The sequence below is a fragment of the Cohnella endophytica genome (assembly GCF_003628305.1).
Lineage (GTDB): Bacteria > Bacillota > Bacilli > Paenibacillales > Paenibacillaceae > Cohnella > Cohnella endophytica.
In genome coordinates, this window is record NZ_RBZM01000003.1 from 181,045 (window position 1) to 200,699 (window position 19,655).

At 46.9% G+C, this 19,655-nt stretch carries 20 protein-coding genes; 18 read left to right on the forward strand and 2 right to left on the reverse strand.

All coding sequences use genetic code 11. The features are described from left to right. Positions 1–33 precede the first annotated feature (33 nt). From D7Z26_RS06125 to D7Z26_RS06185, 13 genes are all read left to right on the forward strand, one after another. Positions 34–1,209: a KamA family radical SAM protein gene (locus tag D7Z26_RS06125; protein WP_120975180.1), complete on the forward strand. Its 1,176-nt coding sequence runs from the start codon at positions 34–36 to the stop codon at positions 1,207–1,209. A 6-nt stretch (positions 1,210–1,215) separates the two neighbouring features. Then, entirely contained in the window at positions 1,216–2,526 is a 1,311-nt protein-coding gene (locus D7Z26_RS06130; protein ID WP_120975181.1) for a YheC/YheD family endospore coat-associated protein, read from the forward strand. A 40-nt stretch (positions 2,527–2,566) separates the two neighbouring features. After that, entirely contained in the window at positions 2,567–3,727 is a 1,161-nt protein-coding gene (gene aepY / locus D7Z26_RS06135) for a phosphonopyruvate decarboxylase (protein ID WP_199731666.1), read from the forward strand. Then, complete coding sequence (locus D7Z26_RS06140) at positions 3,727–4,848, forward strand: 2-aminoethylphosphonate aminotransferase (RefSeq protein WP_120975182.1); 1,122 nt, start codon at positions 3,727–3,729, stop codon at positions 4,846–4,848. Before aepY ends, D7Z26_RS06140 begins: the two co-directional genes overlap by 1 nt. A gap of 60 nt (positions 4,849–4,908) precedes the next feature. Beyond that, entirely contained in the window at positions 4,909–5,601 is a 693-nt protein-coding gene (locus tag D7Z26_RS06145; RefSeq protein WP_267900978.1) for a YheC/YheD family protein, read from the forward strand. Positions 5,602–5,605: 4 nt separating this feature from the next. Beyond that, positions 5,606–6,355 (forward strand): YheC/YheD family protein, encoded by a 750-nt coding sequence (locus D7Z26_RS06150; RefSeq protein ID WP_120975184.1) that lies wholly within the window; start codon positions 5,606–5,608, stop codon positions 6,353–6,355. 32 nt (positions 6,356–6,387) lie between these two features. After that, a complete protein-coding gene (locus tag D7Z26_RS06155; RefSeq protein WP_120975185.1) occupies positions 6,388–7,161 on the forward strand; it encodes a YheC/YheD family protein in 774 nt (257 codons plus the stop codon). Between the two features lie 172 nt (positions 7,162–7,333). Next, on the forward strand, positions 7,334–7,960 hold the full coding sequence (locus tag D7Z26_RS06160) for a DUF1796 family putative cysteine peptidase (protein WP_120975186.1): 627 nt from the start codon (positions 7,334–7,336) through the stop codon (positions 7,958–7,960). An 18-nt stretch (positions 7,961–7,978) separates the two neighbouring features. Continuing rightward, positions 7,979–8,983, forward strand: a complete 1,005-nt coding sequence (locus D7Z26_RS06165; protein ID WP_120975187.1) for an SDR family NAD(P)-dependent oxidoreductase — start codon at positions 7,979–7,981, stop codon at positions 8,981–8,983. Beyond that, a complete protein-coding gene (locus D7Z26_RS06170; RefSeq protein WP_120975188.1) occupies positions 8,980–10,215 on the forward strand; it encodes a glycosyltransferase family 4 protein in 1,236 nt (411 codons plus the stop codon). Before D7Z26_RS06165 ends, D7Z26_RS06170 begins: the two co-directional genes overlap by 4 nt. Next, positions 10,208–10,831, forward strand: a complete 624-nt coding sequence (locus D7Z26_RS06175) for a hypothetical protein (RefSeq protein ID WP_120975189.1) — start codon at positions 10,208–10,210, stop codon at positions 10,829–10,831. Before D7Z26_RS06170 ends, D7Z26_RS06175 begins: the two co-directional genes overlap by 8 nt. A gap of 33 nt (positions 10,832–10,864) precedes the next feature. Continuing rightward, positions 10,865–12,211 carry a phenylacetate--CoA ligase family protein gene (locus tag D7Z26_RS06180; protein WP_120975190.1) on the forward strand — a complete coding sequence of 449 codons (1,347 nt, stop codon included), beginning with the start codon at positions 10,865–10,867 and terminating at the stop codon, positions 12,209–12,211. Positions 12,212–12,248: 37 nt separating this feature from the next. Further along, positions 12,249–14,018: an AMP-binding protein gene (locus tag D7Z26_RS06185; protein ID WP_120975191.1), complete on the forward strand. Its 1,770-nt coding sequence runs from the start codon at positions 12,249–12,251 to the stop codon at positions 14,016–14,018. A gap of 55 nt (positions 14,019–14,073) precedes the next feature. Here the strand turns inward: D7Z26_RS06185 and D7Z26_RS06190 are convergent, their stop codons facing one another. Both D7Z26_RS06190 and D7Z26_RS06195 read right to left on the reverse strand, forming a co-directional pair. Further along, positions 14,074–14,538 (reverse strand): hypothetical protein, encoded by a 465-nt coding sequence (locus tag D7Z26_RS06190; protein WP_120975192.1) that lies wholly within the window; start codon positions 14,536–14,538, stop codon positions 14,074–14,076. 41 nt (positions 14,539–14,579) lie between these two features. After that, a complete protein-coding gene (locus tag D7Z26_RS06195) occupies positions 14,580–15,185 on the reverse strand; it encodes a hypothetical protein (protein WP_120975193.1) in 606 nt (201 codons plus the stop codon). A 386-nt stretch (positions 15,186–15,571) separates the two neighbouring features. On the opposite strand from D7Z26_RS06195, the gene D7Z26_RS06200 reads away from it, so the two are divergent. The 5 genes from D7Z26_RS06200 (at position 15,572) to D7Z26_RS06220 (ending at position 19,652) form a co-directional block, all read left to right on the forward strand. Beyond that, positions 15,572–16,390 (forward strand): hypothetical protein, encoded by an 819-nt coding sequence (locus D7Z26_RS06200; protein WP_120975194.1) that lies wholly within the window; start codon positions 15,572–15,574, stop codon positions 16,388–16,390. A 20-nt stretch (positions 16,391–16,410) separates the two neighbouring features. Further along, positions 16,411–17,364 carry an aldolase catalytic domain-containing protein gene (locus D7Z26_RS06205; protein WP_120975195.1) on the forward strand — a complete coding sequence of 318 codons (954 nt, stop codon included), beginning with the start codon at positions 16,411–16,413 and terminating at the stop codon, positions 17,362–17,364. 160 nt (positions 17,365–17,524) lie between these two features. Then, entirely contained in the window at positions 17,525–18,115 is a 591-nt protein-coding gene (locus tag D7Z26_RS06210; protein WP_120975196.1) for a 4-hydroxybenzoate synthetase, read from the forward strand. 138 nt (positions 18,116–18,253) lie between these two features. Beyond that, positions 18,254–18,580, forward strand: coding sequence for a hypothetical protein (locus tag D7Z26_RS06215; RefSeq protein ID WP_120975197.1), 327 nt, complete (start codon positions 18,254–18,256; stop codon positions 18,578–18,580). Between the two features lie 160 nt (positions 18,581–18,740). Beyond that, on the forward strand, positions 18,741–19,652 hold the full coding sequence (locus tag D7Z26_RS06220) for an NAD-dependent epimerase/dehydratase family protein (protein ID WP_120975198.1): 912 nt from the start codon (positions 18,741–18,743) through the stop codon (positions 19,650–19,652). Positions 19,653–19,655 lie beyond the last annotated feature (3 nt).

Sequence of the window (19,655 nt, forward strand, 5' to 3'; positions counted from 1 at the left end):
CTTCCGTGTATACGAGAGGAGAATTAACTTTCCATGCAGGTAAAATACATCACCAATCTGGAGGAGTTACCGGGCTTGACCGATGGGGAGAGGGCTGCCTTAAAACAAGTGACCGATAAATTTGTTTTTCGGCTGAATAATTATTATTTGCAGCTGATTGATTGGTCGGATCCGAATGACCCGATCAGAAAACTCGTGATTCCAAGTTCTAATGAACTTCGGGAATACGGCCGTTGGGACGCTTCCGATGAAGACACGAACTATGTGGTTAAAGGATGTCAGCATAAATATCAAACGACGGCGTTATTGCTTGTTTCCGAAGTGTGCGGAGCTTACTGCAGATTTTGCTTTCGCAAGCGTTTGTTCCGGGCGGACGTGAAAGAGGCTATGCCGGACGTTCAAGACGGAATCGATTATATCGCGAGAACGCCTCAAATCAACAATGTGCTGCTGACCGGAGGTGATCCGCTGATCCTGGCGACCAATAAGCTTCGCAACCTTCTGGATGCCTTAAGATCAATCGAGCACGTGAAAATCATAAGAATCGGATCGAAATTACCGGTCTTCAACCCCATGAGAATCTACGAAGACGAGCAACTGCTCGATACGATTCGGACTTATTCCACGGAAGAAAAACGGATCTATATCATGGCGCATGTTAACCATCCAAGAGAGATCACGCAGGAAGCCCGAAAATGTTTTAAGGCACTTTACGATGCCGGAGCGATCGTCGTGAATCAGACTCCTATACTGAAAGGAATCAACGATAATCCGGCAGTACTCGGCGAATTGCTCGACCGGCTTTCATGGGCGGGCGTTACTCCTTATTACTTTTTCATTAACAGACCCGTGGCGGGTAACAGAGGGTTCGTTGTTTCGTTGGAAGAAGCCTATCGAATCGTAGAAGAAGCTAAATCCAGAACATCGGGATTAGGCAAACGAGTGAAGCTTTGCATGAGTCATACATCGGGTAAAATCGAAATCCTCGCAGTCGAGAACGGCAAAGCTTATTTAAAGTATCATCAGTCGCGAGACGGAGATTATGGAAAGTTGATGATTTTGGATTGTCCGGAAGAGGCTGCATGGTTTGACGATTTGCCCGGAAATGAAAAATATTGGAACAGACCGACCAAGAAAACGAACGAGATCATTTCCGTAAACGAAATGTCGGATATGCCTCAGAAAAAAATAAGCGAACAATTGAGGTGAATAGGAATGTATCGTTCAGAGCTGTTATCATCGAACATCCATCCGATCATCGGAGTGTATCTAGGAAGCGGATCAATATCATTAAGAGAAATCGGAAAATATATCAGGATCAATAAACTCGTGAAAGCAAACAGAAGGGCAGGAACGACGCTAGTCTTTTTCACCGCTAATGATTTGAATTTCTCGGAGGAAAATTTCGAAGGAGCTTACTTCGACGAAAAAGGGAAAAAGTGGCATAAAAAATTATTCCCATTTCCGGATGTCGTATATATCCGAGGAGGCGGAGGCGAGACCGACGGCATTCTAGAAAGATTCGATGAGCTGGGAATCAAAAGAATCAATCCGATCCATGCCTTTAATAAGAGCGAGTTATATCAATTCTTGAACGAAAACCATCATTTAAGTGCTCATTTACCAACTACCGTAAATGTTGATAAAAGGAACGAGATCAAAAATACGATTCTAAAGTTCAGGAAAGCGTATGTGAAAGCGCACCGCGGCAGGAAAGGACTGCAAGTAATGCGTATCGAAAAATTGTCCAAGAAACCGGGTTACTTATACAGTTATTCGATTATTGGCAGATTGGTTCGCAGGAAAGCAAATAATATGCAAAGCTTGCTTAAAAACATCAATACCTTTTTCGGAGATAAAAAGGTGATCGTCCAAAGAGCGATCGATCTGGTGAGGATCAACAAAAACCGTCTCGTCGATTTTCGGGCGGAAGTGCAAAGAAACAAAAATAACGAAATCGACATCGTCGGAATATGCGTTAGGGTAGGCAGCCCCAATTCCCCCATTACGACCCATTCGTCCGCTTATCGATACGACGTTTTTCTCCCTAAGCTATTTCCCCGTTATACCGCCAAGCAATTAATGGTTTTGAAAAGAAATATTAAAGAGTTTTTACACGAAGTTTATTTGGGCGTGGAGAAAAAGTACGGAAAATTCGGGGAAATCGGAATTGACTTTGCCGTGGATAGAAAAGGGAAAATATGGCTCATTGAATGCAATGCCCAATCGGCCAAAGTTTCAATCGTCAAAGCGTATGGACTTAAGGCGGAGAGGGTTTTCTTAAACCCGCTGGAATACGCGAAAACGATAAACTATTCCGACAGAAACTTTTTCGACCTTGTCGATGTTCCTGCGGCAGTCGAAGCGGAAGTAGAAGTAAAAGCAGAAGTAAAAGCGGTAGAACCGGTAGAAGCATCGGAAACAGTAGAAGCATCAGAAGCGGTAGAAGCATCTGAAGCATCTGGAGCAGTTGAAGCAGTTGAAGCGGTAGAAGCAGCAGAAGTTTCAATAGAAGAAGTTTCTTAAGCTCTCATGAAAGTTGACTGCAGGAAGGTGCGAATCATCGATGATCAACACCAAAATATTTGGGAGAGAGCTGAAAAAAAGGGGTTTTGATTTTTACGTTGGTGTTCCATGCTCTTTCTTAAAAAATTTAATCAATTATGCCATCAATGAGAGCGAATATATCGGAGCGGCAAACGAGGGGGATGCGGTCGCTATTGCTTCCGGCGCTTTATTGGGAGGGAAGAAACCGATTGTTCTCATGCAAAACTCGGGTCTCGCGAACGCCGTATCGCCGCTGGTGTCTCTTAATTATCCGTTTCGCATTCCGGTATTGGGATTCGTCAGCTGGCGAGGGCAACCCGGCGAACAAGATGAACCGCAGCATGAACTAATGGGACGAATAACGACAAACTTGCTTGATTCCATGCAAGTAAAGTGGATGTACTTGTCTGCCGATTTCAAGAAAGCCAAACGACAGATTTCGCTGGCAGCCAAGTATATCGAGAGCGGTCATCCCTTTTTCTTCGTCGTAAAAAAAGGAAGCTTCGAACCGGAGATCCTGCAAGAACAAGAACGTTATTTCAGCGTTAATCAAGAAAACATCGGCCAACGGGCCGACAATCAGCTGCCTACCCGTCAGGAAGCATTACGGGTCATCAATGAATGCAAAGACGGCCAAACCGCCCAACTCGCGACGACCGGAAAAACGGGTAGGCAATTGTACGAAATCGAAGATGCGTGCAATAACCTTTATATGGTCGGTTCAATGGGGTGCATCGCCTCTTTCGGCCTCGGGCTGTCGGTCAGTAAACCCGATTTCGATATCGTAGTTATCGACGGAGACGGCTCGCTGCTAATGAGGATGGGGAGCATGGCGACGATTGGCTACTACAATCCGCAGAATATGATTCATATTTTACTGGATAACAATGCCCATGATTCTACGGGAGGGCAGAAGACGGTTTCCCATAACGTTAACTTCATCAATATTGCTTCTTCCTGCGGTTACGTGAAATCCATTTACATTCACGATCTTAATGAGCTGAATAAATGCTTGAACGAATGGAAATTAACGAAAGGTTTGACCTTTCTTCATCTTAAAATTTCTCCAGGCACGGAAGATCAGTTAAGTCGGCCGGCAATTAAACCCTACGAGGTCAAAGAACGGCTAGCGACGTTTTTGAACCGTAATGTCTCCGAATCGAGAGGAGCGAGAAGTTGATGAAGCTTGCCGGCAGAAAAATCTTACTCACTCCCGGTCCCGCAACGACAACGTATGGCGTTAAACTTGCCCAAGTCGTGCCCGATATTTGCCCGCGCGAAAAGGAATTCGGCCGATTGCTGAAATCCGTGTGCACTGAATTGACCCGTATCGTTTCGGATTCGGAGAAATATACGACGATATTGTTCGGGGGTTCGGGCACGGCTGCGGTCGAGTCGATATTAAGTTCCGTCGTGGAGCGCGACGGTCTGGTCCTGATCGTGAATAACGGCGCCTACGGCAAACGGATGTGCGAAATTGCGGAAGCTTACGGTTTGGGGCATCTGGTATTTCACAGTCCTGCTCATTCCGCGCTTGACCTGACGGCATTGGAATCGCTTCTGGACAAAAGCCGACGGAAAATCACCCATATGGCAGTCGTTCACCACGAGACAACGACCGGACTTCTGAACGACATAGACGCGATCGGCGCTTTGTGCCTGAAATACGGGATACATCTGATCGTGGATGCCATAAGTTCTTTTGCAGCCATTCCGATCGACATGCGCAAGATGAATATTCATTATCTCGCGGCAAGTTCCAATAAAAATCTGCAAGCTATGGCCGGCATCTCGTTCGTAGTAGCGGAAACCGAGTTATTGGAAAAGAACAATCCGAGTAAACCGAAAAATTATTATCTCGATTTGCACGCCCAATACCGTTTTTTCTCGGAAACCTATCAAACCCGCTTTACTCCGCCCGTTCAAACCCTTTACGCGCTTATACAAGCGATAGAGGAATTGAAGGAAGAGGGGGTCGACCAAAGATACGCGCGTTATAAGAAATGCTGGGAAACGTTAATCGCCGGCATTACGCGTCTGGGTTTGAAATATATCGCCAGCGACAACCTGCATTCCAAGCTTGTTACTTCCATTTTCGAACCGAACGTGGAAGGGTACAGCTTCAAAGAGATGCACGACTATTTGCACAGTAGGGGCTATACGATTTATCCGGGCAAACTCGACGAATTTAAAACATTCAGGATCGCGAATATCGGCGATATCACTTTCAAGGATATAGAGTCTTTTTTGATGCTGCTTGAAACCTATCTTAATCGGAAAGGGTTTGTTAAAGATGTATAAGGAGGTGATCGTATCGTACACACCGTTATTAGAAGCAAAATGAAAAAGGGACTTGCCGTTATGGATGATCCCATTATGAAACATTATGTTCCGGATACGGAATGGTTTGATCAATCCAGTCTCGAAAAAATGCTGCGAACCTATGACCTCGTTTATATCAAACCGGATGTCGGGAGACAAGGGAATGGAATTATCCGGGTCAAGAGACTTAAGGCCGGAGACTATAAGATTTCGTATAAACATTCCTCACACTTATGCTCGCGAGATAAAGTTTATTCGACGATCAAAGAAATACTAGATCCGGATAAGGAATATCTCGTTCAGCGAGGAATTGATTTGGCAACTTATCGGCGTCGTCCATTCGATGTGCGGGTTGTCCTGCAAAAGCCTCGGGACAGGTGGCGCGCGACGTTAATGTGCGCCAAAGTCGCGCCGCAAAGGTCCTCGGTCGTCACGAATGTATCGAAGGGGGCAAAGGATTACAATCTTTACAGACTGCTTAATAGAACCGATCAGCCATTGAGAAGATCGGAGATTATTCGGGATTTGATTGATGCCTCCCAACAAATCGCGCAAATTTTAGGCTCCCGTTTTCCGCTCGAAATTTTAGGTTTGGATATGGCGATTGATAAGAGAGGGAATATCTGGTTTATCGAAGCCAATACGAAACCGGATTGCAAGGGCTTGGAGAAGATCGACCGGAAGCTCTATCGAAAATATCTAAGGGCAAAAAAAATAATGCGCGACGGGTGATTTTATGGCGATTGAGGTACATCATGTAAAAAGCAAGCTTGCAGTGGCCTACCAGCTCATACACACGCCTGGGGTTTCCCGTCATATTCCTGACACGGAATTGCTGCGGGAGAGCACATTCTACAAGATGATAAGAAAGCATGACATAGTCTATCTCAAACCGGACCGGGGAAGAAAATCAAGAGGCGTCATTCGGATCGAGAAGTTGAAGAAGGACCTTTTTATACTGAGGGAAGGCACTGAAAAGACCTACGTCCGCTCGGAGGATCTCTGGGCAAAAGTGAAGGGCATGACTGAGGACAGCAAGTATATTATCCAGCGGGCGGTTAACAGCGTGACGAAGGACGGCAGACCCTTTGATCTTCGTTGCCATAGCCTGAGAGTGAATGGGAGATGGAAAGTCGGAGGGATCTGCGGGAGGCTCGGGGAGAAGGGAAGTATCGTGACAACCTCGCATTACGGGGGGACCCCGACATTACTCGCTACGCTCTTTAAACGACATTTGGGATTAACCTATAAGGAAAGAACAAAACTGAATCGGAAATTAGAAAGATGCGTCGTGAAAACCGTGAGGCAAGTGAGCCATATGTTTCCCAATTTGTATGAGTTCGCCGTCGACATCGGAATCGATCCCCATAATAGAATCTGGATTTACGAAGTTAACATCGAACCGTTGATCAGAGGGAATTTCAAGTTGCTTCCTGATCAAACTCTCTATCGAAAAATTAAAAGAATGAGGGAAATTGCAAGATAAGCATATTTCGCAACGAAGAAAGGAATGATGGAATGGGCTCAACGTGGGATCCTTCAAAGTGGGAGATTCATCGGTTATATTCCAGACATCCTTCTCTCTATAAACTTTTGCCGCAGACAACGCTTCTGAGTATCAATTCTCTTTCGGAATATTTGGATAAATATCATTCGGTATATATCAAAGGAAAGAGGGAACATACCGGCTTAGGAATTATTAAAGCATGGAAAACGGATGATGGATATCGATTCGTTAAAGTGAAGGGCGAACCGGTTGACGTGCGATCGATCGAAGATCTATATCATAAGCTTAAAGACGGACGGCGCGGAAATTCCGTACTCGTCCAAAGGGCAATTGATTTGGCCCACATTAAGGAAAGACCCTTCTCCATTCGCGTAATGCTGATGCGAGACGGGAAAGAAAAATGGCAGTACGCGGGGATGCTGGCGAAGGTTGCGGGAGAGCGCAGCATCGTAACCAATGTTCGTCGCGGCGGAGGTTATGCCACCACGATCGAAGATGCTTTAGCCAAATCCTTAGGCTACGATCACGAGCGAATCGAGAGCGTAAAACGCGAGTTGATCGACAATAGTTATAAATTGATTCGATACGCCACGAAAAGCGATTATCGTACCCATGAGTCGGGCTTAGATTTCGGGATCGATTACAAAGGGAAAATATGGGTTATTGAAGTGAACCTTGCGTATCCTTCCTATGAATTGTTCAACCGATTGGAGGATAAAAAGTATTATCGGAGAATCAAAAGTTTGGCGGCTGCCTACCAAAAGAGCCGAACGAGGTCTAGATAAAGAAGGAAAAAAGCTTTTACCCTGCTTTAGGGGAAAAGCTTTTTTCTTATCGGGCAGCGGCTCTCTATCGTAATTCGCCCTTATTTGTTTGATTAGACAAACATCCCATTCTTACTCTCTTGAATCCGCATACGATACTCGAAAGGAATTCGCGAGGAAGGAGCAGTAGCCTATGAAGCTGCAAGAGCTCAAAGGGACGTATGATGCCATTTTCAGTTTGGGCGATCTTTGTCTGGCCTCCCTTCAATTGAGACAAAACAACCTCAGACCGTTTGCCGGCGTTCTGGATTGGATGGGTTCGCCCATGCTGTCGTCTGTTAATCGGCTGTTGAAGTACCGGTTTTACGAGTTTATGGAATTCTCGAATTTGCGTGTTATCGGTTATGCGGATGATACCAACATCGCCGTGTCGGACGATGCCTACCATATCGTGTCCAGTCACGATTTTGAGGTTGGGCCTAATTCTTTGACTCGGTTGGGCAGTTATGCGGAAGTTAAGAAGAAGTTCGACCGTCGTATCCGTCGTTTTCTGGAGAAAGCCGCTACTTGTCGGCGCATCCTTTTCGTGCGGACGGAAGGGGATTATGAGGATGTCGAGGCTCTTCAAACAACCTTGCGCGGACTGGTAAGGCATGATTTCCGAGTGCTTGTCGTGAACCATACGGATGTTGGCGGACTGGTCGAAGACAATTGGCCTCTAGACAAGGTCTGCGCGGTCCAGCTTCCGTCCATCAACAAATGGACCGATAACGATCATCTGTGGAGGAGGATGTTCGAAGGAATTCAATTGAGCAAATAACCGTGAGAGGTGAAAGAGATGTTCGAAGGGTCAGTCGTCTTCGTGACCGGAGGAACCGGTTCATGGGGACAGGAACTGGTAAAGCAATTGTTAAATCATAATCCTCAAAAAATTATAATCTTTTCGCGCAATGAGACCAGTCAAGTCAAAATGAAAAGGGAAATGGATGACCATCGAATAAGCTTTTGCATCGGCGACGTTCGGGACCGCGAAGCGATGGTCGAAGCCTGCCACGGAGTGGATTACATTTTCCATTTAGCAGCTTTAAAGCACGTACCCATCTGCGAAGAACAGCCGTCCGAAGCGCTGAAAACGAATATTATCGGAACGCAAAACGTGATCGATGCAGCTATCGAGAACGGTGTTAAAAAAGTGATCAACATTTCGACAGATAAGGCGGCGGATCCCGTCAACTTCTACGGCATGACGAAAGCGATCGGCGAAAAGCTGGTCGTCTACGCGAATCGCTCTCAGGTGAAGACGAGGTTCATTAACGTTAGAGGTGGTAATATTCTTGGCTCCAATGGCAGCGTGCTTAATTTGTTCGTCGATCAATTGAACGCGAGAAGCCGGATCGGTATTACCGACAAAAAGATGGTCCGATTCTTTATGACCGCACAATCGGCATCCGAACTCGTATTGACTGCGGCAAGAGAAGGGATAGGCGGCGAAATATTCATCCCGATGCTGTCGGCATGCCGTATTCTGGACTTGGCGGAGGTATTAATCGAGGCCTATGGCGCCGAGGATGCCGAAATCGTTGAAATCGGAAGCAGGCCGGGAGAAAAGCTGAACGAGGTTCTGCTCTCCCAATATGAATGCCGCAATTCGGTTGTGTTGGACAACAAGTACTTTGTTGTTCTTCCGACAACCGAGATTCCGGCACTAAAGCAAGCTTATATTGCGTGGCCTCCCGCGCAGGCGGAATTGCACTCCGATGAGAAGTCCCTCATGACGAAATCGGAAATCAAACAAATGCTGTCGGATGGCGGATTTATATTAGCCAAGGAGGGGGGGCAATGAAAATTTTGCTTGCGACCTATTGGCATATTCCGCATTTAGGTGGCGTGTGGACCTATATGGAGCAATTAAAAACGAAGCTGGAATCATTGGGACACGAAGTAGATTTACTTGGATACGGGGATGAGGAAGCCAGTTTTGTGTACATTGTGAATACCAATCAGCGAATTCATGTCAATAAGCTGCAACCTCTGCTACAAGCAATGTTAAATGAGAAAGATTATCCTATGATTCATAAAAATAATCTCATCAAGTATACCGAATTCCGTCGTTATGCTTTCGAACTAGCCGTCGCCTATTTCGGTTTGGATTCCTATGACATTATTCATACGCAGGACGTCATTTCCACCGCATGCATCAACCGGATCAGACCAAGCAAACCAGCTCTAGTCGCCTCTCTCCACGGATGCGTTGCCCATGAAATCAGACTTCAGTTAAAGACCGTGAACAAATCGAATACTTCTCCGATGGCTCGGGAATATTTCGACCGTCTGGAATATATCGGCGCAACGTCGGCGGAATATACGATTGTGGCCAATAAATGGATGAGAAATATATTGACCGATGAGTTCAAGGTTCCCGACGAAAAATTGCACGTATTTCATTATGGATACGATATTGAATCGTTTATGAAAAAAACGGAAATAAAATCCACGGTGGTCCGTCCCCTCAATAAGAAAGTGATTCTCTATTCGGGGCGGCTGGTTGAGCTGAAAGGCGTACAGTATATGCTGGACGCACTCAAGCGGTTAAAGGATAAGCGTCAGGATTGGGTATGCTGGATTGTCGGAGACGGAGACATGCTGGCGGAGCTGCGCCTTCAAAGCAAAGTACAGGGACTTGCAAAAGAAGTCGTTTTTATGGGCAGACGGGAGGATGTCCCCGCTCTTCTGTCACAAACCGATATCTTCGTCCTTCCAAGCCTGATCGAGAATCAGCCTATGTCTATTATCGAAGCCCAACTCGCCGGAAAAGCAATCATCGCAAGCGACGTAGGAGGATTGCCGGAAATCGTAAAACATAAAGTTACCGGTTTATTAACCCCTCCCGGAGATTCGGAAAAACTGATGAATTGTTTGCTCCTCCTGTTGGAAAAGGAATCTCTCCGCAAAAAATTAGGCGACGAAGCTAAACAATGGGCTATGAATCATTGGTCGTTGGATAGCTCGGCGGAGCGGGTATTGGATGTATATCAAAGTGCCGTTACGGAGAGGAGCCGCCGTTTCGATGCTTAGAAAGCTCATAAAATCTGTCCGATCGAAAGTTGCCCAATCCAAAGCCAAAAATTCAAAAGCTTCTCAATCGAAAGCTGCCAGAGCAAAAGCTCCCCAATCAAAAGCTGCCAGAGCAAAAGCTCCCCGATCAAAAGTTGCCCAATCAAAAGTCGCCCGATCAAAAGCCGCATTAAAAAAAGTTGCAAGCGTCTTGAAAAAAAAGATCAAACCCAAAAAACAAACCGCTGAGGATCAAATCAAATCGATGCCTGTCCATGTCGTTCAAGAATTCAACCAAGATTCCAATGAAGAACTTGTTCCGGAAGCCGTGCCGCAGTTCACTCCTCAAGTCCTTCCACAAGTCTTTCGGGAACCCGATATACCGGATACTCCATATCTTAACTTTCAACTGTGGACCAAGATTTCCGTCAATCTTCCTCCCGATTATAAGCTCCCGAATCCCGATTCCGTCGATCTTCTGTTCCCGAAGGCATCTGATTACTATAGGAATTTGTTCGCCTTAGCGTCCAAGAATCAACATGTGATGGTCGACGATCAGGTATGGAGACGGATCAAGGAAGCCCTGCCTGGTGATTTTCAGATCCCTGACTCCAGATTGACATCGGACCTGAAATGACGGAGAGACATACGTATGAAGAGGAGGGTCTTCATGAGAGCCCAGTCTCATAAGATGACGGTGAACATCGACGAGCATGCGTCGCATTTGATGCAATTAAAAGCATTCTTCAATGAACTGGATGAAGCAAGGATAACTATCGAAAAACTACCCCGCGAGAAGCGCGAACAATATCAACTGCAAGCAATCAACGGGACGCTTGAACATATCTGGAACAATAACGCGTTTTATCGGGCGGCACTTGAAGAAGCCGGATTCAAGCAGCCTTCGATTGACAATCTCGGGCAATTAGCTTCCGTACCGCTGTTGAAGAAAGACGTCATTCGCGGAGACAAAACGAAGTTGCTTTGCGTCGATCCTAAGGAGATCGGCCAGGTTCACCTCACAAGCGGAACATCCGGAAAGCCGATTTATACGTCATACACGCTCGCTGACCAGTACGTTTACGATTTGTTGCCTAAATATTTGGAGTTGTTTCCGGAAACGGACAGCGATATCGCCGCGATCGCGCTTCCCTACGAATTTGCGCTTCCCGGTCTCGGTTTCCAACGTTTGTTTCAATTCGCTTTCGGAACCGCGATTCTATCGCTTGGCAAAGGCGGATATATGGCGCCGATCGACAAATCGCTGGAGCTCATGAAGGAATATCAAGCGACCGTGCTTGTCACAACGCCTTCTTATGCGGCGTTGTTGGCGGAAGAAAGCGAGCGGTTCGGCATCGAGCTTGGCCGGGATATTTGTCTGCGGAGAATCGTGCTTACCGGGGAAGGATGCTCCAGCACCTTCCGCCAACGGTTGGAAAAATGGTGGGGATGCGAAGTATCGTTCTTTTACGGATCGACGGAGTGCGGCGTTATAGCCGTCGAATGCAAACAGCATAATGGTTATCACGTTATGGACGGTCATGTGAAAGTGGAAATTATAGATCCCCGAACAGAGGCCCCGCTCGGTTATCATGATATCGGCGAGATCGTCGTAACGACATTGCTGCGCGAAGGAATGCCGATGGTACGTTACCGGAGCGGGGACATCGGTTATTTGCAAAAATCGCAGTGCAGTTGCGGGATTACGATGGATGTATTGCATCTTCGAGGCAGAATGGAAAATATGTTGACCTTGGACGGTAACGAATACTCGCCGTTTTTCATCGAGCATTTTCTGATGGAAATTCCCGAAGTGAGCTTATGGTATCACTTTATTATGAGTAAAGGTCGCTTGACGATCGAAGTGGAGCCGTTTCGAACGACATTAACCGATGAGCAATTGGAGGCCAAAGTTCGTAAGCATATGTCGGATCGCCTAGGAATCGATTGTAACGTTGAAATTAAACGCTCATTGCCCCGTACTTTCGGCAAAGCCAACCGGATTTATATGCAATGATGAGCCGGTCAAGTTCCAGAGGGGAGCGTTATCTTGTATGTCCGAGACCCAAATAGAGCAGGAGCGAAAATTTCAAGATTTGTTGATGCGTATCGCGAAATCACCTCTGTATAAAGAAAAATTGGCGGCGTACGACATGGGAAGTATCCGATTGGACCGAATGCTGTCGCTTCCGTTAACTTTGAAAGAGGAGCTTCGAAATGCCGGTGCCTTCGGTCACCTAGCCGTCGACATGAAGGAAACGGCGCAATACCACGAGTCGTTCGGCACGACTGGAGAGCCCTCTGCTTCTTGGTTTACCAAGGAAGACTTGGAAACCGGCGGAAGGCAGATGAGAGACTGCGGAGTAGGATTAACCCCTAAGGACATTGTACTGATTCGGTTTCCATATGCGATGTCTCTTCCCGCGTTCCTGATGCAGCAGGCTTCAAGGCAAGCCGGCTCAACTACCATTCCAGCAAGCAGCCGCACGCCGATCACGCCTTATCCCCGGGTGCTGGAGTTAATAAAGCGACTTGGCGTCACCGTTATGGCCGGGCTTCCCCGGGAGATGGAGCTGTTGGCCGAGACGGCAAGGTTGCTTGGGTCGGATGTGAAATTGGATTTTCCTCATTTGCGGGCTATTTGTGCTGCCGGAGAATTGCTGAGCGAGCCTCGCCGGAAGCATATCGAGCTTTTGTGGGGCGTTCCGGTTTTTAACCTGTACGGTTCCACTGAGACCGGCAATATTGCCGCAATGTGCGAGCAAGGCGTCATGCATGTCGCGGAACAAGACTTCTTAGTCGAAGTGTTGAACGAAGAGGGTTCCCACGCGGCCCGGGGGGAGAGAGGGTTCGCCGCGGTAACGACGCTGTCGCATCAAGCGTCTCCGTTGCTTCGATATTTCAACGAGGACATTATTACCGTCGAACCCTGCCAATGCGCGTGCGGCCGCAGCGGAAGCAGACTGGTCCATTTCGGCCGGTTAAAGGAACGGATTCTATTCGAAGCGCTGGTATTGGACAGCAGCGATATTCAAGGTGCCGTATACTCGTTATCTCCCGTGCCGGACGCATGGAAGGCCATCGAGCATGAGAGCGGTCTTCATTTTATTCTAGATTCGCATCGATCCTCGGAGTGGTCCAAAGAGGGGGTTACGACCCATTTGACTAAGCTGTTGGGCGTGCCTGTTACCATAGAGATCGCTGATGACGGCGTACTGCTCAACCGCAGCGAGCTTGTAAGCAATACCCCCTCAAAGAAGCCTGTTTATATCCAGAAACTCGAACCCCGCGTTCCCGAGCCGGCTTCCATCGATCTACTGCGCGATTTGCTTGACCAAGGACGCCGAAAGATGGCGGAACGCGATTTTCACGCAGCGCGGACATTGTTCGAGAAAGCAGTGGCATTAGACGCCAATAGTGCGGATGCGCATGCTTGGCTCGCTGCGGCATATGGCCGTTTGATTGAAGGGAGTATCATGTTGGAGAAGATGAGACTGCTGCCGTTTCTGGAAAACGAGATTAAAGCGGCTCTTGGAATCGATTCTATGCACCCTTTTGCAAGAAGAATTAACGGGACAAGATTGTTAAACACGCCGGATACGCTTGGAGGGGACCCGGCTGCGGCCGCGAAGGAATTTCTATATTGTATCGAACATGGGATGGATGAAGCCGACCTTTGGGTGTCTCTCGGTGAGTGTCTTATCAAGCTGGAGGATCCAGAAAGAGCTAGGTCTGCATTGAAGGAAGCATTAGCTCGTGAACCGGAGCATGAACAAGCAAACGAATTAATGGAGCAATTAGCCGGCGGGAATAAAAAACAATGAGCAAAGGCCCTAAGCCGGTTTCCGGTCTAGGGCCTTATTTCCTTCAGTACATGAACTATTTGGAGGCTTTAAATGTTTTGATCAGGTTAACGAAATCATCTACCGCCGTCATCATTTTTTCATTTGCATAATTCGTTCCCCCTTTAATAGCTTCCTCCAATTTCTTCGCGTCGACCGGAGTCGATATCGCGGCTTCCTCCAGCGCGGTCATCATTTTATCTCCGACTTTGTTTGCTCCGTCTTTAACGGCGTCCGCGAATTTATGAATCAATTTGGAGGAGGGTGGAATCAATCCCTCCACAGCCCTTAAGACTTGTTCACGCTCGCCCTTTATAACTGCAGTCGACAATTTCTCGGCAAGAACGGAGGACGGTACTATGAATTCATCTACCGCCTCTAGTATTTTTTCACCGGAATGATGAGCACTGTCTTTAAGGGCATCTGCGAATTTTTCAGACATGGCTGCGAACTCGAGTACTAAATGACCCGTAAATTTGGAAAACTCTTTCTTAAAATTCATCAAACGCTTCACCTCCTCTCGTCGTTAGGGGGATTTGCCTTTCACATCTTCTGATGGATGAGATGGCGGTACTTCGTATCCGCCGATTGCTTTAACAGCCTACTCCAGCAGATCTTGGCTTCTTGCAGGCGGTCGATGCGGTGGTAGGCCTCACCAAGCTCATAGATTAGCTTCTCATACGTATCATTGGTAATGCTGCCTGGGTTACGAAGTTCCCCATCGATGAGGAAGAGATAATCTTCGATCGCCGTTTCAGTACGGTGGAAAAACTGCTCCGGCAGCCGGTAAGCGATGTTTCCGCGCAGCATTCTAATCTTGATGTCCGCGGGTGCGGAGGCTACCGCCTCGTCAAGCAGCTTCAGTCCACGGTTTGCCCATTGAAAACGCGTGATTGGACTTGATTCATCGCGTGCGATCAACGTCATGATGCTACCGTGAAATGCACCTGCAATCGGCTGGTCGGGAAAATCGTTACGCAATTTCTCGAGCTTGTCGTTGGCTTTCCAAACAGCGCTGGTGCTACCGCCAAGACCCTCATTATGCAGATCGACCGCCTCGGCTAACCGCTGCTCGAACACGGACTGATTCGACTCGTCCGGGACCCGTTTCGGAACCTCATTTTCCTGATTTGACGATGTATTTGCCAAGCGGAAGCACCTTCCTTTGATTAATGTTTGTTGGCGCGCCTTTATCGTTAAGAGGGATTGCAGCAGTGAGAGCAGCGATCCGCCTTTTATATGATTTCACGATCTGAATACCTATCATTTCGCGAAACTAGTTCCAAACTGCTTCACCTCCCGAAAATACGGTAGCGTATTTCTCATTGTATGGTGTACAGCCATTTGAAGTGTGGGTCAACTGGAATGAACAGCTAAAGATGTATGTATGTCCGTATCATTTGATGAACGTCTTATATAGGTTGTGACACAATGTACCGATTCGGACAGAAGTTCCGCTTCTGTTTGTTTCAAAGAAGCATGTTCCGTAATAACATGAACAAGGAAAATTCCTAATCGGCAGGGAGGTACATTTATTGGAAGAGGAAGAAATAATATGGAAGCAATTCATTCAGCTCGAACGAAAAAAAATACAGCCGGATGATCCAGACGGTGAGCCTAGAACCGAACTTGAACTCGACTGGCCGCCGGACGCTTCCGATGAGGTTGCGAATGTCGAAAAAGGAATGTTTGCCGGATCGCAAACTGCCGCGAATACTGAGTCAATTACGGATGAGGAAGAGATAAGCTGGCGGAAGTTTATCCAGGATGAACTGAACAAAATACAGCTTAAGGACGCTGATAAATCATCGATTCGTGCCATCGCTCCAGAGTTGGTCCAGATCGTTTTTCGTCATACAGCGTCGTCCTTGCTCACTCGATTAAGGAAATTGATAGAACCTTCGAAAGACGAAACCTCAATCGAATCGCGTCACGATAAGGAAGTTAAGAGAAATGCCCCTCTGCGTCTGCGTGATAGATCGAATAGAAGCATGAAAAGATCCGACTCCGGCGAGTATGCGAGGAGGCGGCGGAGAAAAGAAGCGGTGAAAAGGAGTGTCAAGCGAGGGCCAAAACCAATTCTCAGGCGCGTAGTCCGAGATTTGAAGAAATCCGCGGCGAAGCCAAGCAATAAGAAGACCATTGTCCGTAGCAAGAGCAGCCAGACAAGACAGAAATCCATACCGGTGAAAGCTAGCAATAAGAAGACCATTGTCCGTAGCAAGAGCAGCATCCGGACAAGACTGAAATCCATACCGGTGAAAGCTAGCAATAAGAAGATCATTGTCCGCGTCCAGCGCAACCGGGCAAGACAGAAATCCATGCCGGCGAAGCCTAAGATCTTCATCAGATGAACAGAAGGGAGCCTGTTTCCATGATTGTCGGTAAGAAACACAAAATCATTGACTGCACGATACGCGACGGCGGTCTTGTCAACAATTGGGATTTCAGTGTCGAATTCGTTCAACATCTGTATAAATGCTTAAACGCAGCCGGCGTAGATTATATGGAGATCGGCTACAAAAACTCACCTAAGCTGCTCAAAGGCTCCGAATCCTCCGGCCCTTGGCGCTTCCTGAAGGATGACTTTCTGCAAGAAGTGATCGAAGAGAAACAGACCACCAAGCTCTCGGCATTGGTTGATATCGGCCGGGTTGACGTTAACGATATTGTTCCGCGCGAGAAAAGCATGCTTGATCTGATCCGCGTCGCCTGCTATATCAAGGACGTCGATGAAGCGCTGGAATTGGTGCAGTTGTTCCATGAGCGTGGCTACGAATCGACTCTTAACATAATGGCGCTTTCCAATGTCAAAGAGAACCAGCTAATCGAAGCGTTCAAGAGGATCTCGCATAGCGTCGTAGACGTTGTCTATATCGTGGATTCTTATGGCAGTTTAATGCCGAGTGACATCCAGTATTTGGTGAAGATGTTTCAGAAGCACCTTCCGAGTAAGCGTCTAGGCGCACATATGCACAACAACTTGCAGCTAGGCCTTGCCAACACGCTGGCAGCTGCGGACCACGGCGTTGAACTGCTGGATTGTTCCGTATATGGCATGGGCCGTGCTGCAGGCAACTGTCCGACGGAATTGTTGGTGGGACTCTTGAAAAATTCAAACTACAGTCTTCGCCCCGTCCTTGATATGGTTGAGAAATATATGATTCCTCTTCGCAACATAGAAGAATGGGGTTATCTTATTCCGTATATGATCACAGGGATGTTCGATGAGCATCCTCGTTCCGCTATGGCGTTTCTTAACTCACCTGACAGAAATATGGCTCTTCAATTCTATGATATGCTGACCGTGCCCAATGTTAAATCTTAGTCGAAAATTGGCCAGGCATCAGGGCTCCTTTAGCTACGCGAATTGCTAATGACGGCGATAATCTATCTTTTCTAACTTATAGGTAGATGCTGTTGTTGTCCGATAGTTTCCGATCATATCATGATCCAAGCATCCGGATTGTTTTTATGGAGGAGATTAAATGACTAGAACGGAAATCACGGACATCGACTCAGGGTTCGACTTCTTGCACAAGCTGTTATTCAATATATTGCTAATCACTGACGGAAGGACAACCGATATTCTAGAAACCTTGATGGGCGAAACAATGTCTCTGCAAGTAATCCGGCAGGAACAATTAAACGAAGAACAAACGGCTCATCTTGGCAAAGTTCTAGACGCTCCTTACTATGTGAGAGAATCCATTCTGATAGGCTCCAAGAGTCAGCGCGTTATCTCACACAATATTGCGCTTGTATGCTCGGAATACTTACCGCCTCTAATGTTTGAAACGATTGTCGCCAAACAAGAAGGAATCGGGAAGACCATCGGTGCCTTCGGGCTTCAAACCTCGCGCAAGGTGGTCGATTCGGGATGGAGTAACGATACGGAAACCGTCGACTTATTTTATAAGCCGATACAGCTTCGTTTTTCTCCTACTAAAAGCAAAATACCGTATAAAAAATACTCGATTGACTTTGGCTCTCAACCCGGTATCTATTTGCTCGAATATTTTAATCCGAACATGATTCTCGACCGGTGGAAACAGGTACGCAATGAAGATAAGCGGTAAGTTGCGGGTCAAGGCGGGGGCAAAACGGCTATTGATCTTGATCGAAAATAGCAAATTTGACTATTATATACGACCTAGCAATTCCTTTGAGAGTGAATAGGATAAGGTATCTCAAATGGAAAGGAGAGAAAAATAACTATGGCAGGTCTAAAAACATTCATCAATAATAGTGCAGCAACGCTACAGATGACGCTTTTTGTTCGTCAAGGAACGTTCCCATACAATCAAGACGGGACCGTATCCTTTACCTTAAATCCGCAGCAACAGCTTGATGTCCAATACGGAGATGCTCTAAATCCTTTTCTTAACGGTCTATCCTTATTTACGATTTTCCAAGGAGATCTTTATAGCAAAATCCAATTTGTGACCGTTGCCGAAAGTCTGCTTGATAATTTGCTTAATACGAATAGCGTAATTACGATTACTAGCGACGAAACGGACTACGTGATATCCGGAAGCCCTTAAAAGATAGATTTACTCCCAGTCCAGTGAAGACCTTTTATCACTTATAAGTGGTAAAGGTCTTTTTTCTAACCTCTGCCCTTTCTTAATGGTTTTAGACAAACGCCTCGTTCCCAAGCCTTCTAATCCGCATACGATACATAGACGCTAAAGGAGAGTGATCATGAAAGCCATTGTAACCGGGGGAGCTGGTTTCATAGGTTCCCATCTCGTAGAAGCTCTTGTGCGCGAAGGCATTCAGGTATCGGTTATTGACAATTTGGTTTTCGGAGAGCGGCGCTGGATTCATCCGTCTGTCGTACTTAACCGCATGGACATTCGAAGTAACGAGGCTAAAAAGCTTATCCTTCGGGAGAAGCCGGATGTCGTGTTTCACTTGGCTGCACAAACAGATGTGCAGAAGTCTCTTCTCGATCCGAAATACGATGCGGATGTAAATGTTTGCGGTACGATCAACCTTCTCGAAGCTTGCCGTGAAGCCGGCGGCGTGAAGCTGGTCTTCGCGTCTACTTCCGCGGTATATGGAAATTTGCAAAAGGAACGCATTTCTGAAGAGGACCCGGTCGCTCCGATTTCCTATTATGGCTTATCAAAGCGGTCCGCCGAGTCATATATCCGCCTATTTAATCAGTTATATGACATTCCCTATACAGTCCTTCGTTTCAGCAACGTCTATGGACCTAGACAAACGCCGAAAGGGGAAGGAGGCGTAGTGGCAGTTTTTCTCGACCGGATTCAAGCAGGCAAACCTCTTAATGTTCACGGCGACGGAGAACAAACCCGGGATTTTATTTACGTGAAGGATGTCGTCGGGGCTATGCTGGCTGCTATTGAACGAGGAAACCAGGAAACCGCTCAAGTCAGCTCATCGAACAAGACTTCAATCAACAAGTTGGTATCCATGCTTTCTCGGATTCACGGAGCGGATCTCGATGTTGTCCATACACCGGCAAGAAAAGGCGACATCGAACACAGCTGCCTCGACAATAGAAAAGCTTCCCTGCTGCTGCGTTGGCAACCGCTCATGGAACTGGGTGAAGGCTTAACGGAAACCTTTGCCTACTGGGGAAAATAGTAC